Source organism: Nostoc sp. JL23 (assembly GCF_017115065.1).
GTDB classification, from domain to species: Bacteria; Cyanobacteriota; Cyanobacteriia; order Cyanobacteriales; family Nostocaceae; genus Nostoc; species Nostoc punctiforme_A.
Genome location: NZ_JABXKN010000094.1, coordinates 25106 through 41380, shown reverse-complemented (window position 1 = coordinate 41380; position 16275 = coordinate 25106). Strand labels below are relative to the sequence as shown.

12 protein-coding genes and 1 pseudogene are annotated in these 16275 nt (G+C 42.8%); 5 read left to right on the top strand and 8 right to left on the bottom strand.

The window, feature by feature from the left end:
• Positions 1–19: 19 nt before the first annotated feature.
• Positions 20–514, top strand: a complete 495-nt coding sequence (locus HWQ42_RS19365) for a tetratricopeptide repeat protein (protein WP_292815100.1) — start codon at positions 20–22, stop codon at positions 512–514.
• A gap of 997 nt (positions 515–1511) precedes the next feature.
• Here HWQ42_RS19365 and HWQ42_RS19360 read toward each other — a convergent pair.
• The 8 genes from HWQ42_RS19360 to HWQ42_RS19325 form a co-directional block, all read right to left on the bottom strand.
• Positions 1512–6059: a filamentous hemagglutinin N-terminal domain-containing protein gene (locus HWQ42_RS19360; RefSeq protein WP_292815095.1), complete on the bottom strand. Its 4548-nt coding sequence runs from the start codon at positions 6057–6059 to the stop codon at positions 1512–1514.
• A 680-nt stretch (positions 6060–6739) separates the two neighbouring features.
• Complete coding sequence (locus HWQ42_RS19355) at positions 6740–6928, bottom strand: hypothetical protein (protein ID WP_292815093.1); 189 nt, start codon at positions 6926–6928, stop codon at positions 6740–6742.
• 13 nt (positions 6929–6941) lie between these two features.
• Positions 6942–7079, bottom strand: coding sequence for a hypothetical protein (locus HWQ42_RS19350; protein WP_367119064.1), 138 nt, complete (start codon positions 7077–7079; stop codon positions 6942–6944).
• 105 nt (positions 7080–7184) lie between these two features.
• Positions 7185–7382 (bottom strand): DUF2811 domain-containing protein, encoded by a 198-nt coding sequence (locus HWQ42_RS19345; protein ID WP_069074080.1) that lies wholly within the window; start codon positions 7380–7382, stop codon positions 7185–7187.
• 617 nt (positions 7383–7999) lie between these two features.
• Entirely contained in the window at positions 8000–8290 is a 291-nt protein-coding gene (locus HWQ42_RS19340; RefSeq protein WP_292815091.1) for a hypothetical protein, read from the bottom strand.
• Between the two features lie 5 nt (positions 8291–8295).
• Positions 8296–9255: a ParM/StbA family protein gene (locus HWQ42_RS19335; protein WP_292815089.1), complete on the bottom strand. Its 960-nt coding sequence runs from the start codon at positions 9253–9255 to the stop codon at positions 8296–8298.
• 414 nt (positions 9256–9669) lie between these two features.
• Positions 9670–10155, bottom strand: coding sequence for a hypothetical protein (locus HWQ42_RS19330; RefSeq protein WP_292815086.1), 486 nt, complete (start codon positions 10153–10155; stop codon positions 9670–9672).
• An 81-nt stretch (positions 10156–10236) separates the two neighbouring features.
• A complete protein-coding gene (locus HWQ42_RS19325) occupies positions 10237–10827 on the bottom strand; it encodes a hypothetical protein (protein ID WP_292815084.1) in 591 nt (196 codons plus the stop codon).
• A gap of 257 nt (positions 10828–11084) precedes the next feature.
• Here HWQ42_RS19325 and HWQ42_RS19320 point away from each other — a divergent pair, with 257 nt between their 5' ends.
• From HWQ42_RS19320 to HWQ42_RS19305, 4 genes and pseudogenes are all read left to right on the top strand, one after another.
• On the top strand, positions 11085–11837 hold the full coding sequence (locus HWQ42_RS19320) for an AAA family ATPase (RefSeq protein WP_292815081.1): 753 nt from the start codon (positions 11085–11087) through the stop codon (positions 11835–11837).
• A gap of 1 nt (position 11838) precedes the next feature.
• On the top strand, positions 11839–12792 hold the full coding sequence (locus HWQ42_RS19315; protein WP_292815078.1) for a ParB/RepB/Spo0J family partition protein: 954 nt from the start codon (positions 11839–11841) through the stop codon (positions 12790–12792).
• A gap of 207 nt (positions 12793–12999) precedes the next feature.
• Positions 13000–15245: pseudogene (locus HWQ42_RS19310) on the top strand (ATP-dependent RecD-like DNA helicase).
• Positions 15246–15317: 72 nt separating this feature from the next.
• The gene (locus HWQ42_RS19305) at positions 15318–16268 is read left to right on the top strand and encodes an RpoD/SigA family RNA polymerase sigma factor (RefSeq protein ID WP_292815075.1); all 951 of its coding nucleotides are present in this window, start codon (positions 15318–15320) and stop codon (positions 16266–16268) included.
• The last annotated feature ends 7 nt before the right edge of the window (positions 16269–16275 follow it).

Below are 16275 nucleotides of genomic sequence, written 5' to 3'. Positions count from 1 at the left end.
AAAAAAGGAGAACAACGCTATGGAGACAGCTAATCTAGAGCAAGCACAGGTTTCTTATAATCAAGGTTTGACACATCTAAAATCAGGCAATTTAGATGCAGTTATCGAGTGTTTTAGAGAGGCATTACTACTTAATCCTAATTTTGCTGAAGTTCACAATACTATAGGACTAATTCAGTTTCAAATCGAAAAATATGAAAATGCGATTCAACTTTTCGATAACGCATTAGCAATGAATCCGAATTTTGCTGAAGCTTATAATAATCGAGGATTAGCTCGGTCAAAAATCTGTCATAAGTCAGAATTTCCCAAGGTGATTGAAGATTATACTAAAGCCATCGCTCTGAATCCAAAATTAGTCCAGGCTTATCTAAATCGGGCTGATACGTATAAAAATTTAACTGGTGACAACCCAGCAGCTATCTTAGATTACCATCAAGTAATTTCACTTGACCCAAACTGTTTATCAGCCTATATAAATAGGGCGAATATTTATTTTTTGTCTGGGGAATAAAAAAAATCACTTTTTGATTTAGAAAAGGCATTATCTTTGGATGCTGATTGTGCAGAAGCATACTGTGGACGAGGGATAGTCAGATTCCATCTGGGCGATATTGAAGGCGCTAAAAAATATTTATTTAAAGCTTTTGGTTTGTATGAGGCGCGAGGGAATATGATTTACTGTGCTTTTACTCGAAGTTTGATTATGGAGCTTTTTCGAGATCATGAAGTTTACAAAGATTTGTTTGGGGTTGAAAGTAGGATAGTCAAATCGAAAAAATAGCCACTTTTGTCGAGTGGCTACAAATTAGATTCTTTTTGCATTTCTTTGTGGGATCGCCCTTTGTTCAGTGTCTGTCTGTTTAATGCCTGTAGAATCCGCGAATGCTGTACGGCTACAAACTTAAGACATTTACATACCCAAAGGCAACGTTAGACGGCAGTTTGTCATTAGAAAGTCCAACACTAAAGGGAAGCTCGCTACTAGGTCAATTCCAGTGATTGAAGACTTGCGGCGGTTATTGAGCGAATACAATCATCGTGACTACCAGACGTGACCATCAAAACCCCAAAACCTCCAATCTATTTTTTGAGCATTGAGCATTGGGTGTTAGACATTGGGCGATGCCTTTGGCGGCAAGCTACGCAAATACAAGGGTCATAAAGTTTAGTTAATAGCGATAGAAAAATCGCTATTAACCTCACTTTTTGATCAGTCTATACAGTTAGTACCAGCATACTAACATTATTGTATAAACCTACCGATTTCCTAACTGCGCTGCTGATTCAGCGCTTTCCTTATCTGACTATCTTTTCATATTTCAAGACTTCAGTTATTAAATTTCACATTATCATTTCATATTTGACTAGCAACTGCATTGCATAACGGCGGCGGTAGTGGTGCGATCGCAGCGCAACGGAGCGACCTAGACACGCTACACCTTCATCTGATTGTTTTGATCGCTCTTGAGTTTGATCGTAATTCCTCCCCTGATTTCTGGAGTAACGAATTATTGACTACAAGACATGGCAGAGGGAATAAACAAACTTTGAGGAGATTGAGCTACAAGCATAATATTACCGTTACCATCAACGATCCATCCTTGAGCCTCCACAATCTGATCATCAGATTTGGTCATAGATGCAGTAGATGATTTATCCGTGATGGCTGTTGCTTGTGCGGGCAAATCTACCCAACTAGTAATCACTGCTCGTCCTCGCAACGGTTCATTAGGACTTTGGGGTAATCCACCGCGTCCTGTAGCGATAAAGCGGCTGGCGTTTTGTCCTCTTCTAGGAGTGCAACCTTGAGCGATTTGTTGGGATGCATCCACGAGGTTGAAGGGTAGTTGAATTAAGCCGCGACTGGGGTCAGTATCAGGACTGTTGATAGTTACTTCGCCACTCACTCCAAATTCCGAACTCGCTGTAATGTCGCTCTTTTCGGTTGGGCGTTTTTGCGGCAGAATACCAAAAATACCGTTTGTTGTAATGTCAACTCTACCACCAATCCCTGTGAAGGCGTTAGCGCTGATATCGCTATTTTCTTTGGGGACGGCGACAATGAAAGGGGTATTGATGGTGATGTTGCCGCCATTGCCACCGAATTCGCGATTCCCGGCAGTGGTGGAGATTTGACTGTTGCGACGGAGTAGTAGCAGATCCTGCACCGTTAGCGCAATATCTCCACCTTGACTGCTGTTTGCTATTGCCGAGAGGAAAGCTTTATTGTCGAGGGTAAGAGAGCCTGCTTGTACCTGTAAGTTGCCACTCTTCCCGGTTCCTTGGCTATCTACGGCGATACCCCCACCATCTGCGATCGCTAACCGCATCGGGTCAATGAAGATACTACCACCATTTCCACTAGAGCCAATCGCCGTGTTGGCAAACAACCCTGCTTCTGGGCGAACAGGATCAATTGTAGCCTTGGCTTGTTCCTCACGAAAAACTTTAGCAACAGAGTTAAAGCGATCGCTGAAGGTGGAATCACTGCCTGAAATAGTGATCCGGTCTTTAACTTTGACGGCGATGTTACCTGCATCGCCGCTGTTGAAGGCAGTGGTAAGAAATTGCCCACCATTTGTTACTTCAAGCACATTAGCATTAACAGTGATATTACCACCCTTGGAGCCGCTTTGGCTGCGGGCGCTCAAAACCGCCCCATCTGATACACGTAAGATACCAGTAGTAACGCCCAGTTCACCACCATGTCCACTGGCTCCTTTGTTGGTGGTCGAAAACAACCCACTAGAGAATCCGCCTGGACGACCATCTTCAAGGACTGGGAACGAAGCAACTCCAGAGAGTTCAACAGAATCTGTTGCATTGACCAAAATATTTCCTGCATTTCCCCGTCCTTGAGTGCCAGCTGCTAGTTCAGCGCCACCCGTTACAGAAAAAGACCGGGATGAGATGTCGATATCACCACCTTTGCCGACTCCTCCACGGTTTACAGCACTGAAGATATTAGTGCCACTACCTGCCAGAGAAACCGAATCTTTAGTTTGCACAAATACGTTACCAGCATTCCCCTGTCCACTAGTACTCGAAATTAGTGCAGCGCCATTGTTCAAAAAGAGTGAGCCAGCAGTAATATCGATCTCGCCACCTTTGCCTACCGCTTCAGGAAATACATTACTGAGGATACCAGTGCCACTGCCTGCTAGAGAAACCGAATCTTTAGTTTGGACAAATACGCTACCAGCATTTCCCTGTCCACTAGTACTAGTTTCCAGTTGAGCACCATTGGTCAAGGAGAGTGAACCAGCAGTAATATTGATATTGCCACCCTTGCCATTGCCCAAAATTCCTTGATCTGTTACCAATCCCAAAAATCCCAAAGCCTCGAACTGGCTAGCTGAGAACCCTCCCACACCGCTGTAAATGCTACTTGGTACAGGGACAGGGATACCACTTATTTCCCCCACACCGTCCAATAAAACTGCACTATCAGCTTTAATAGTTACGTTTCCTGCATTCCCCTGTCCACCAGTCAGGGTATTCAATTGAGCGCCATTGGTTAGAGAAAATGAACCTGCGGTGATATTGATGTCGCCACCATTGCCAATGCCCACACTTCCTGGAATTGCTACTTTTATCACCCCGCTGTAAGCCCCGCTACCTCTAGGAAAGCCATCTATTACCCGCACACCATCAAAGGAAACTGCACCATCAGCTTTAATCGTCACATTTCCTGCATTCCCCTGTCCAGGAGTGGCAGTAAGTAGAGCAGCGCCATCAATTAAGGAAAGGGAGTCGGCGGTGATATTGATGTCACCCCCCGTTCCTACTCCTACAACATTGCTAGAGATGTAAGTGCCACTTGCAAGGGAGACTCTACCTGATGCCTGTACAAATACGCTGCCTGCATTCCCTTTTCCAAGGATGCTGGTAACTAGAGCAGCTCCATCAGTTAAGGAAAATGTCTTAGCTTTAATATTGATATTGCCACTATTGCCGACTGCTCCACTAGCTACACTGTTGAGCATGTTGCTATTTGTGAGAGAAACCGAGTCCGATGCTTGCACAAAAATACTACCGCCATTCCCCTGTCCATATGTGCTGGCAGACAGGGAAGCGCCATTAGTTAAGGAGAGTGACCCAGCGATGATATTGATGTCGCCACCATTGCTGCCGACTACTTCTTTTGCTACACTGCTGCCGATAAAGCTATTGTTTGCAAGAGAGACTCTACCCGAAGCTTGCACAAATATGTTACCGGCATTCCCCTGCCCAGATGTGCTGGCAAACAGGTTAGCGCCATCACTTAGAGAAAGCGCCCCAGTAGTAATATTAATATCACCACCATTGCCGACCGCTTCATTTTGTACAGGGCTGCCAATGATGCTATTGATGAGAGAAACCGAGTCAGAGGCTTGCACAAATATGTTACCTGCATTCCCCCGTCCAAGGGTACTAGCAATTAGGTTGCCATCAGTTAAGGAAAGTGTTTTAGTTTTAATGTTGATGTCGCCACCCAAGCCTTCTGCTGCAGTTCCTACAGCGCTGAGAATGTTGCTATTTGTGAGTGAAACCGAGTCAGACGCCTGCACAAATACGCTGCCAGCATTCCCCTCTCCATATATACTGGCATCCAGTTTAGCGCCATTGGTTAAAGACAGCGACCCGGCAGTGATATTGATGTCACCCGCATTGCCTATCGCTCCGTTGTCCACAGAGGTGTAAACTGCACTAACACGTCCGTTATTCACACCATCAATAGTGACAGCATCACGGACATCAATATTCACATTGCCAGCATCGCCACGCCCAGCAGGGGGATCAGAAGTTCCCCGAACTAAGGTTAGCAGTTGAGCGCCATTGGTCAAAGACAGCGACCCGGCAGTGATATTGATGTCGCCACCCGCTCCGACTGCTCCTGTTTCTACAGTGCTGTAGATGTAACTATTCACCAAAGAGACAGAACCTGATGCCTGCACAAATACGCTGCCAGCATTCCCCTTGCCAAAAGTGCCGCTCTCTAGATAACTACCATTGCTAAGAAAAAGTGACTCAGCATTAATACGAATACTACCACTGTTACCAGATGCATTATATACTGAATCCCATATTGAACTTGCATCAACTTTGATTGCTCCCGTTACGTTGAGTGTAATATCTCCTGCCTGACTATCCACAGATCCTAAAGATGGTCGTATTCCTCCCACAAGCTCGCTCATTCCACCAATATTTAGATTTCGCCCGTAGATGGCAATGTTGCCGCCATCTCCAGCAGCGACATCTAATCTAGCTGCGTTAGTAACAGACACATCTGTTCGCTCTACTCCCTCGGGAAAACTCAGACTTAGATTATTACCATCCATATTTAGTCCAACTGTTCCTGCTGCTGCTAACCCCCCTAATTCAACTCTCCCACCATAAGCATTTAACTTGCCGCCATCTATGCTGACATTACCGCCCATTAGCAGCAAACTTTTACCATCTCCTACTCGTAAACCAAATGCATTGAAGCCTGCTGGATCTGTTCCTGCAAATGTAACTGAGCTATTTTCAATAGTTGCGTTTTGATTAATCTGATTAAACAGCAATGCTGAAGGATTAATAGTCAACAATGGTGAAGGGATATTTTTCTCAGTAGCGCTAAAAAATCCTCGATTTCCAAATTGCAGTGCATTAGCTGTAGTCCCAACAAAAGAACCACCAATATTTAATTGAGAATTTTGACCAAAAATAATCCCCGACGGATTAATCAGAAACAGGTTGGCAGCACCATTAGCACGAATCAAACCATCAATATTAGAAGCTGAACCACCAGTTACTCTACTGATGATATTTTGAATATCTGTAGCATTATTGAAGAAAGCAGTGCCGCCATTCGGAACAGAGAACTCCCCAAAACTGTGAAACAAATTACTTCCTGCTTGCGTACCTCCAGTGATATTGAGGGAGCTGCCATCTGGTGTAACGATGGAATTATTAGGTAAGGTGTTATCCGGGGTAATTTGGGCAAAGACATGCTCTTGCAAAGAAGCAATTAACACACCTCCCACCAACAAACTACTACACCAACACCGCCAATTTTGAGTTAATCCTGACATAGCACTCCCCAATAAATCCACCGTGTGACTAGCTTTTTTTTTCCAGCGTAGTAATCCTGTAGAATGGGCTTCCTAGCAATGTTTTGCAAGCCAACTGCATTGAATTAAATCAACCCAATTATCTTATCAAAGCTCCTTTGATTGATTTGGCACTCCAAAAGTTTGCTAACTTTATCTTTAGCTTTATTAAACAACTTTTATGCGAAAGTGAGTTATCTTTACAAGACTTTACGTTTTGACTTGCTCAATGTCACTACTGAGAAATCCGGGTAGCGAGTCAGGTTAACGGCAAAAGAATATAGCTTGAAACGCGATTGCACTATCCTCTTCTTCCCTTGCAGGTGTTCTTGCATTCTTTTATAGGTAAATTACTATACCTAATGCAAGCTTAACCCCTGCTGGGTAAGGCTTCAGGGGGTATCAGTTATTGGCGAAAATCTGCACAAAAGCAAAACAACCATCAATCAGTGCTAAACCAGTCCAATAACCCCACTATGCAAGGGTTACAGTCATTTTCGGCTGTGCAGCCGAAGAAAGGTGCGATCGCACTTAGGGGTTCATTTTGGCTGGATGCTTTGCTATGTGAGCTTTTACCTAGATATCGTCTAATTCCCTTTTCCCGACATCCCCGCCCACATGGATGTCTGTTTTCCTGTAAAGCTGGTGAGTCGATATGTCTACTAAGTATTTTGTCTTTTTAGCTCTTGTATCAATAATTGGCAACGTTTACTAGCTTCTTTGGCTCGCTGCATTAAAATTTTACTTTGTCCTCGATTGTGTTTACTAGTTTCAACTGCTTGCTGACTGAACTGTGCAGCTTGTTTACCAAGTTCTTGAATACGAGTTTTTAATTGTTCTACAGTTTTCATTCGCCCTCCAGTTCTATTCTCGACGTTCGTTTACTACAATCTCCAACTTATTTAGTATGTCTTCAAGTGTTGTCAAACTCGCTTCACGACCTTGCGCTCTTAAAGTACGAATATTATTGATTGTCTTTAGTGCTTCAGAACCGCCAACCACGCCAATTATTTCAGAATCAATAAATCTTTTTGAGAGTATCGTTTAATTGAGCTTTTGTTTAGTATGACTTTCAGAGAGTAGCAGATTCAGGTAAACTGTTGTAAATTAGCCGCGGCGAAACAGAGCTTCTAGATAAACCTGGGAAACACGGCGATCTCCATCAGCATTTTGCAACAGAAACAGTGAGATAGCTGCGGTAATAAGGCGATGTTCATCCCAATCAGGATGCTGTTCTAGATAGCTGTTTAAAGACTGATGTAATGTTTCAGGAAGATTAGTCAAGATGTTTTGGGTTGAGTTCATGCGATCAAAGCTTCCGAAAAAGCAAATCAATAGGGACAATAAACTAGAGGTGATGCAGTAATTGTCCTGTCTCACCCCATTCTTTAGTTGTCAAACCACCTGTGCTAGCAACTGAATAGTTTTATACAGTCGATGTTCAAGATGGAATAGACGGCAAAGGCTAGTCGATTTATTGTGTGCTGACTGGCTTGGTTTGTCAATGTTGCAAAATATTAAACATAAATATAGAAAAAATAAATAATTACGTGAAAGCTAGGGTTAAAGATAGATTTTCTTTACGCAACTTAACAATAACTCCGTAAGACAGACTGATGGCTACAGTCATGACAAAATCCCCAGTGGATGAATAGAAGCCGATTATCTTGTCAAACAACTGTGGAAAACAGTAGAAGTAGCTGTGGAAAGTCTGTGGAATCAGTTAGAAAAAGTAGAGCTAATGATAAGAATTGCAAAAAGTTCTAATGTAATAATGTAAGCTCTGCGATTGTCAGGGGCTAAAAATACAGTAGATCCTATGCTACAGACAAATCTTCGGCTCAGTGACAACTCAAGTGGAAAAATTCTTTTCGTGTCACAGTGGAATAACCTTGTGTGTAATTAACAACTTCCTTTGACGGCTATAAATCAAAGTCAAGGCTGAAGGTTTCGCTTGAAGAATCTTCTTCTTTCTCTTGTGCAAATGGAGTTGAAGTCATTGAAGGAAGTTTGTTCTCGTCAGTAGTAATCGGCGTGAAAGCTACTTGTTGTGTGGCTAATCCAGCCTTAATGAAAACAAAATAGCAATCAATAATGAAGTAAAGCGTCTCCAGGTAACTTTTACCTAGTTGTTGGGACTCTGCAAATATGCGTTCTCGATAGTTTTCTTTAAGCCGAATTTTTATCGGAGCTAAGTCAAGTTTTTCTGTCATTGTCATCACTTAATAGATGTAGTAGGCGAATTCTTGCTGCTGATGGCTTTTGCCATTTCTAAAAGCCCAAAGACGTTAGCTTCTACCGGGTTGTCCAGTATTTTGAACCCGTTCTTCTCTAAAAGCTTCTTAAATCCTGGTAACAGGCAACCTCCACCTATCGCCCAGATTTCATCCCCCTGGTGCTTGGCATCAAGTGTCAGATTCACCACTTTCTTCAAGTATTTCTCATACCAATCTTTCAAACAAGCACTGTATATATCTTTGATATCGATATCACGGCTGTACCTGGTATGCCCCATTTCCAGACAAAATCGGATTTTGGAGGCATCCCCAATTTTCCCGCCATTTAAATGCTTCATCTTTTGGGAAATATCATTGATGAGAACTTCTACGCCTGTGGGGTAGGCGGTGTGAACTTCTCGTTTCCCTTGGTTGTAACGAGAATACAGAGTTGTGCCATTGCCAAAATCTAAAATGGTTAATTTTTTCGGTAGTTGATGCCCAAACAATGCACCCATCCCCTCTAGCACAACTTTCAGGACTTCGATCTTCACGTCTGATTGTTTGCCAGCAAGTATTGGCTGATATTCTCCATTGAGTACTTTTTGTAGTTCGTCAGCCAGACCAACATCATGTAAGCTGACGACTAATTTTAAATGCCAAGCCTTACGGTGTGGTAGATGTGCCAATGCACCCAATAAAGTCAATAATGCGTTGTTGACTTTATTTTCATTATTGTCGGTGTTGCGGTCAAAATAATTCCCTGTCCGGTAAGCTGACTCTCCAACTGTATAAGCACTACCGTTGAAAACTACACGCCCTGGAACATCTTCCATCTCGGCATTGGTTATATAACTGGGGACACGAACTACTTCAAAGCCATCGACTAAAAGTTTGAGACTTCCATAACCGTTATCGAAACCCGCAGGAAAAATTTTTTGTAACGTGTGAATGTTTGACATCTGCTCCAAGTAATACACTTTAAGTTGGGAAAATTATCTGTTCAAGTGATCTGCAAGAGCAAGAGAAAGAAGAATAAAATAACTTCCCCTTCTTTTCTTAATCTCAAGAGCTTATCATAACCCCTTGGGGGCTAAGTGGGGTACAAAATGTTAATTAGTCAAATATGCCCCATAAAGCCCCCATAAAGCCCCCATGTGGGAGTCAAATTTTGCTCAAGCCTCTAAACTACTTTGGGGTACACAAAGCCCCCATATAGCCCCCATAATTTTTTTTGAAATCTTTTCTATCAACGCAGCAAAAATTAATTTAGATCATCGTTGACTCTTTGATTTATACTTAACTGTCAATTTTTTGTTGAAAAGCAATTCAGTTTTGATCTCTAACTTCTTGCTGACTACGTAACGAGTGGGTTACTACTTGCTGACAGGTTCAACTTTCTCAACTGAATTATCATTCACACCCAAAGTTAATTCCAAAGGGGTTCTTTGGGGGTAAGCTTTTACTACTTGCCGATAAACATCATAATTAGTAGGTAGTGTCTTCTGTAAATTACCCACTCCGTAGGTCAGTTTGTACTGAACATCTTTCATCAATTCAGGTTTGCCTGCCTCTTCTGGAGATTTTTTGCGTTGTTCAACTTCATCAACACTTGGTCGCGGCGGTAAAGTAGGCCACCATAACCCCCGGTCATCTGGCCCAACAACTGCTCCTGCCGGTTTCAATCCATTCCGATTCAACACTGAAGTATTCGCAAAGGTTTCAATACGTGGTTGTGGTTGACTAGTTAAGTTATTCGCATACTTGACTTGCCAGGAGTAACTGGTGAGTGCTGTAGCTTCATACTGTTCAGCAGTAGTAGTGCTGCAACTATTAAGCGTGAGCGCCGTTAGTGCAGTCATTATTGAGGGTAAAAATTTCAGCTTTTGCATTATCAATCGTAGATATCTTTTACTAATCACTCTTGATCTTGGTGTGTGCCATCATTGCTGCCAAGGAGAAGGAATCGCTGTTGTCGAAATCACTTCTCCCGTTGTTAATCTGATAGCTGTCTTCTCACAATTAGGACATTGGATTTTAACCTGAATAAGTGAAGGATGGCCTTTGTATTCTTCCATCACAGGCTCTCCAGTATATTCGCTAATTATTGCCTGTTGGCAGTGCCAATACTCGAATATGACACGCCCCACTGAGGAGTTACAATCCAAAAACTGGATATATTGACAGCGTTCTGATGGTAACTCTTCATCATCACTCTTTGTCAATTGACCCTGTTGCTTAGGCTGTTGCGGTGATGTGGATTTTCTCTTGTCAGAAGAGGTACGTTCTGCTTTACTTTTCTCTAAATGTTGCGGTTTTTCAGCAGCGTTCGGTTTTGACCTTAAAGGAAATATCACCTCTGCTTGGGCTGGCTGCTCAACTGACGGCGGCTCATTAATGGGAGTAATGCCAGGCTGAGAGGTTGGCTGCTGTTTCTCTACTGGTTTATAAGCAACAAGGTCAAGCTTTGGGCTTTGGTCGTTGGGTTTTGGCTGTTGTTTAGGTAGCTTGGGCGATCGCTCGGTAGACTTCATCAGAACTTTTTATGTGGACTTTGGGAAATAAGTTTATTTTAAGCGCCAATTTATTTCACTAAATCGCTCCTCATCGCCAGAATGAAAGTATAGTTAGCTTTTTAGGCAACAAGCAATTTGGAGCATTAGTTTTTCATTACTTTGGTGTAAAACTTGTGAAAATCTTTGCGGTCTACTTAAATTGTCATAGAATCAGTTCATTCTGTAACTAATATATATATGTTTTTTCATCAAAAATCGCATAGTACTAAGAAAATATGATTATCGCAGTTACTAATCAAAAGGGAGGAGTAGCCAAGACAACCTCTACTATTGCACTAAGTGGATTGCTGGCAGAAAGTTCCTCCTGCCTTGTAGTTGACTTTGATCCCCAAGGCAATTTAACCACAGGTCTAGGAATCAAGATTCAGCCAGGGCAGATGACTGCCTATGAAGTACTTACAGATCGTAAACAGAGCGCATCTGAAACTATTATTGACACCGAGTATGGAATCAAGCTGATTCCGGCTGACATATCTCTAGCATCTGGAGAAAAGCAAATTTTGACCTCGGCAGATAATAGCCGAATCCTGAGAAAGAAATTGAATCCTTTACGGCAAGAATTTGCTCATATCCTCATTGATTGTCCACCTAGCTTAGGGATGTTGACTCTAAATGCACTAATGGCAGCAGATGCAGTCTTGATCCCCGTTCAATGTCAGTTCTTTGCTTTGGAAGGCTTACGACAATTATTGGAAACTATCGAAAGTCTTCGTGATGAAGACACTCACCCCAATTTGCAAATTTTAGGAGTCTTGCCTACAATGGCAGACCGTACACTCACGACCCAAGATGCTCTCAAAACTCTTAAAACTAAACTCCCTGGGGTCAAAATTTTTGAACCAGTTCCTAAGTCTGTTCAGTTTCCAGAGTCTAACTTGGCGCGTCAACCAATTCATCGGTATACCACAGAAAGAAAATTGATTGAACCTTATCAAGAAATCGTCAGAGAAATGGCAGAACAGGAGTAATATGGCGAAGCGGCGCTTGTCAATGGCAGATGAAATGGAATTTCCGAATAAAACCAAACAATTCCTGGACTTAGTAGGAGTTACCAAGAATCCTCAACTTTCGGAAAACGAATCTATTGAACAATCTTTATTAATAACTCAAATTCACCTAGCGGCTCATCAGCCTCGGCGTTATTTTTCAATTCAAGGAATGGAAAGCCTAGTTGCTTCTATCCGTGAACATGGCATCTTGCAGCCACTGCTTGTCCGACCGTTAGAATCCGGTAATTATGAATTGATCGCTGGTGAACGTCGCTACCGTGCTGCTCAAACTCTTGGAATGGAGCAAGTTCCGGTTATTATCCGCCATCTCAATGACCAAGATGCTTTCCAAGTCGCCCTCCTCGAAAATTTGCAACGGGAAGATTTAAATCCGGTTGAGGAAACTGAAGCTATTTTGCAACTGCTATCTATCCGCTTGGAATGCTCTGAAGGAGAAGTTATTTCCCTACTCAATCATATTGCTAACCTCCAAAAGCAAAAAACAGAAACTACGAACAACGTTGTTCGTAACCAATGGGAAATGGTAGAAAAGATATTTTCAGTAATAGGTAGGGTGACTCCAGACAGTTTTCGTAGTCATCGCCTACCTTTACTAAATTTACCTAAAGATGTTCTAGAAATTTTGCGCCAAGGACAACTAGAATATACCAAAGCCCGTATTATCGCTCAATTGAAAGACGAAGATCAGCGACATCAACTTCTAGTGAAAACTATTGAAGAAAATCTTTCAGTTAGAGATATCAAAAGTTACATTCAATCAGTTCAACCTCCTAAGTCTTCTCAGCCGAATATCCTGACTAATCGGATGAAGGAAGCCTATCAGCGAGTTAAGCAAGCTAAAGTCTGGGAAGATCCTAACAAAGCAAAAGTTTTAGAGAAGTTATTAGGGCAAATTGAAGCTTTATTAGAGTAAAATCTACGGTTTTTTACAACATATTTTACTCTTACCAACCTTTGAGGCGTAGCTTGCATAGCTTGCGCTCATAGTCATCGTATAGCGAAGCAGCATTTTTGACTTTCTCATCTAATATTACTGTAATCTCAAAAAAATATAGTATTCATGTACTATATTCATCTGAATTCCAGTATTATAATGATGTGCGGCATCTGATCATAAGCAATGTCCACTCCTCCTAATCTTTCTCCTCAACAAATAAACGCCTTTCCTCAACACGAAACAATCACCGGAGTCGTAGAACGTTTAACTTTTTACTCTGCTGAATCGGGTTACACAGTGGCAAGACTGACCCGCCCCCGTAGCACCGAACTGACAACAATTGTCGGCAGCTTTGCCAATATTCAGCCAGGTCAGACTTTACAGCTAACTGGTTTCTGGCGTGACCATCCACAATTTGGGCCACAGTTCCAGGTAGTTAATTATCGAGAAACCAAACCAGCCACTCTCACCGGAATTAAGAAATATTTGGGCAGTGGTTTAATCAAAGGCGTGGGCCCAGTCACAGCCAAGCGTATCGTCACTCACTTCGGTTTAGAAACGCTCGACATTATCGAAAACCAGATTGAGCGGCTGATTGAAGTTCAGGGTATTGCCAAAAAGGGATCACTCTCATTAAAAACGCCTGGTCAACTCAAAAAGCCATCAAAGAAGTGATGGTATTTCTCCAGGGGCATGGTGTTTCTACCACTTATGCTGTGAAGATTTACAAGCAATATAAGGATGAAGCGATCGCCACTGTTACCAAAAATCCCTACCAGTTAGCAGCCGACATCTACGGTATTGGTTTTCTAACTGCTGACAAGATTGCACAAAATATCGGAATTGCGCCTGAGTCAGAATTTCGTTACCGTGCGGGGATTATCCATTGCCTAAGTGTTGCTGCCGAAGATGGTCACTGTTACCTGCCACAAAGCGAACTGATTGAGTCGGTAATCAAACTGCTGACTACCGAATCTCATCAGCCCACAGAAGAAGGGGTTGCGATCATTATTAAAGATATGGCTCTTGTAGAGGACCTGATTAGAGAGCGGGATGAAGAAAAAAGGCTACTTTGCTATAAGCCGACTTACTTTCATACGGAACAGAATTTAGCTCAATTGATACGCCAACGCTTGGAAAATCCTGTTGGCACTGACATTGAGCGTGTGCGTGATTGGATTGAGCGCTTTACTGCTAGCCGGAAAATTCAGCTTTCAGAACAGCAACGCCAAGCTGTAGAAACAGCAGCCTATTCCAAAATCATGATTTTGACTGGTGGCCCTGGCGTTGGAAAGACCTTCACAACTCACACCATTGTCAGCCTGTGGAAAGCAATGGGTAAATCTATTGCGTTGGCTGCACCCACTGGACGGGCTGCTCAACGCTTAGGTGAAATGACTGGGCTGGAAGCTAAAACCATACATCGCTTGTTAGAATTTGACCCCCGCTCAAGGGGTTTCAAGCGCGATAGCGAAAATCCTTTGCCTCACACGGCAATTATCGCTGATGAAGCTTCGATGCTTGATTTATTTCTGGCTTACTCCTTGGTTAAAGCAGTATTGGCTGGCGCTCTACTGTTGTTGGTGGGTGACATTGACCAGTTACCATCTGTGGGCCCAGGTCAAATACTCGCTGATTTGATTAATTCTGGTCGTGTGCCAGTAGTGCGGTTAAGTCAGGTGTTCCGCCAAGCTCAACAGAGCGCAATCATCTCTGCTGCTCACCAAATTAATCGAGGAATTTATCCCACAATCGAGCCAATCTCTGACAATCCTGTGTCTGATTGTTTGTGGCATGGCGGCGGTCATCAGCCTGAACATGGAGTGCAAGCAATCTGCGAATTGATTACAGACTTGCTTCCCGGCTTAGGTTACAATCGGGCCACTGATGTCCAAGTGCTTTGCCCGATGACACGGGGAGTAGTCGGGACTCGCAACCTAAACACAGTCTTGCAGCAGTTGATTAATCCACCCAGCCCCAACAAGGTGGAGATTAACAGAGGTGGAAATTTATTACGCGAGAGCGATCGCATCATCCAGCTAACCAACGACTACAACCGTGAAGTTTTCAACGGCGACTTGGGAATTATCCTCACCATTGATACTGTCGAGCAGGAAGTTACAGTACTGTATGGTGAGCGGACTGTGGTTTACGATTACGCTGACCTTAATGAAATTGCCCTTGCCTGGAGCATTTCGATTCATAAAAGCCAAGGCTCAGAATATCCGGTGGTGATTCTGCCAATCTATATGCAGCACTATATGATGTTGACCCGGAACCTGTTTTACACCGGGCTGACCCGTGCCAAGAAGTTAGCGATCGTGGTTGGAGCAAAAAAAGCGATCTCTCTAGCGGTGCGCTCTACTGATGACCAAAAGCGCTACACACGGTTACAGCAGAGGTTACTTCAAGCAGGACTGAATTGTTAAAAATAAAAAAGTTTATTGAATTATTTGATTTATACTTTTAAATCCCCCGGTAAAAAAAGCCCATAAGTTTGTATGTCCAGCCTCAGTTCAGATATGGTTCGCATCTATTTGCAGGAAATTGGTCAGTATCCTTTATTGAAGCCAGACGAAGAAATTGCTTATGCTAGGCAGGTACAACAGATGATTGCCATTGAGCAATCTAAAAATGAACTCATCCAACAGCTAGACCGGGAACCAACAATGACAGAATTAGCCAATGCTGTTGAAAAAACCGAAACACAAGTCCGAGCAGCACTACACCTTGGTCAAAAAGCTAAACAGAAAATGGTGACAGCTAACCTGCGACTCGTAGTATCTGTTGCCAAGAAATACCAGAACCGCAATTTGGAATTTCTAGATTTGATCCAAGAAGGAGCAATCGGTTTACAAAAAGGTATAGAAAAGTTTGATCCCAACCGGGGCTATAAGCTATCAACCTACGCCTACTGGTGGATTAGTCAAGCTATAACCAGAGCAATTGCAGAACAATCGCGCACTATTAGATTGCCTGTTCATCTGACTGAAATACTTAATAAAATCAAGAAAGTGCAGCGAGAAAGCTTTCAAAAACTCGGTCGCCATGCCACTGCTGAAGAAATCGCAAAATCATTAGACCTCAGCCCAGATAAGCTTCGAGAATATCTCGCCGCCTCTCGTACAGCCATCTCTTTAAATAAACAAGTTGGAGATGAGAAAGAGACAGAGTTGGGCGAAATTTTAGCAGACGTTGGCGCTTCACCAGAAAAACTGCTCACTCAAGAACTTTTATCCCAAGACGTGGCTAAATTCTTAGCACCACTGACACCTATTCAACGTCAAGTGTTGACTTTAAGCTTTGGACTGGAGAATGATCAGCATTTCAATCTAGCTCAGATTGGCCAACAGCTAAACCTCAGCCGAGAGCGGATTCGTCAAATCCAGGTAAAAGCTATAAGTATTCTCCGCCATCATCAAAATGACATTCAAGAGTATTTATTTGATTAAGTAGAAT

Bases quoted from the DNA above. Each gene is read 5' to 3' on its own strand.
- HWQ42_RS19335 (WP_292815089.1), bottom strand. From the start codon at position 9,255: ATGTCAAACATTCACACGTTACAAAAAATTTTTCCTGCGGGTTTCGAT.
- HWQ42_RS19305 (WP_292815075.1), top strand. From the start codon at position 15,318: ATGTCCAGCCTCAGTTCAGATATGGTTCGCATCTATTTGCAGGAAATT.
- HWQ42_RS19355 (WP_292815093.1), bottom strand. From the start codon at position 6,928: ATGAAAACTGTAGAACAATTAAAAACTCGTATTCAAGAACTTGGTAAA.
- HWQ42_RS19325 (WP_292815084.1), bottom strand. From the start codon at position 10,827: ATGAAGTCTACCGAGCGATCGCCCAAGCTACCTAAACAACAGCCAAAA.
- HWQ42_RS19330 (WP_292815086.1), bottom strand. From the start codon at position 10,155: ATGACTGCACTAACGGCGCTCACGCTTAATAGTTGCAGCACTACTACT.
- HWQ42_RS19345 (WP_069074080.1), bottom strand. From the start codon at position 7,382: ATGAACTCAACCCAAAACATCTTGACTAATCTTCCTGAAACATTACAT.
- HWQ42_RS19320 (WP_292815081.1), top strand. From the start codon at position 11,085: ATGATTATCGCAGTTACTAATCAAAAGGGAGGAGTAGCCAAGACAACC.
- HWQ42_RS19365 (WP_292815100.1), top strand. From the start codon at position 20: ATGGAGACAGCTAATCTAGAGCAAGCACAGGTTTCTTATAATCAAGGT.
- HWQ42_RS19315 (WP_292815078.1), top strand. From the start codon at position 11,839: ATGGCGAAGCGGCGCTTGTCAATGGCAGATGAAATGGAATTTCCGAAT.
- HWQ42_RS19340 (WP_292815091.1), bottom strand. From the start codon at position 8,290: ATGACAGAAAAACTTGACTTAGCTCCGATAAAAATTCGGCTTAAAGAA.
- HWQ42_RS19360 (WP_292815095.1), bottom strand. From the start codon at position 6,059: ATGTCAGGATTAACTCAAAATTGGCGGTGTTGGTGTAGTAGTTTGTTG.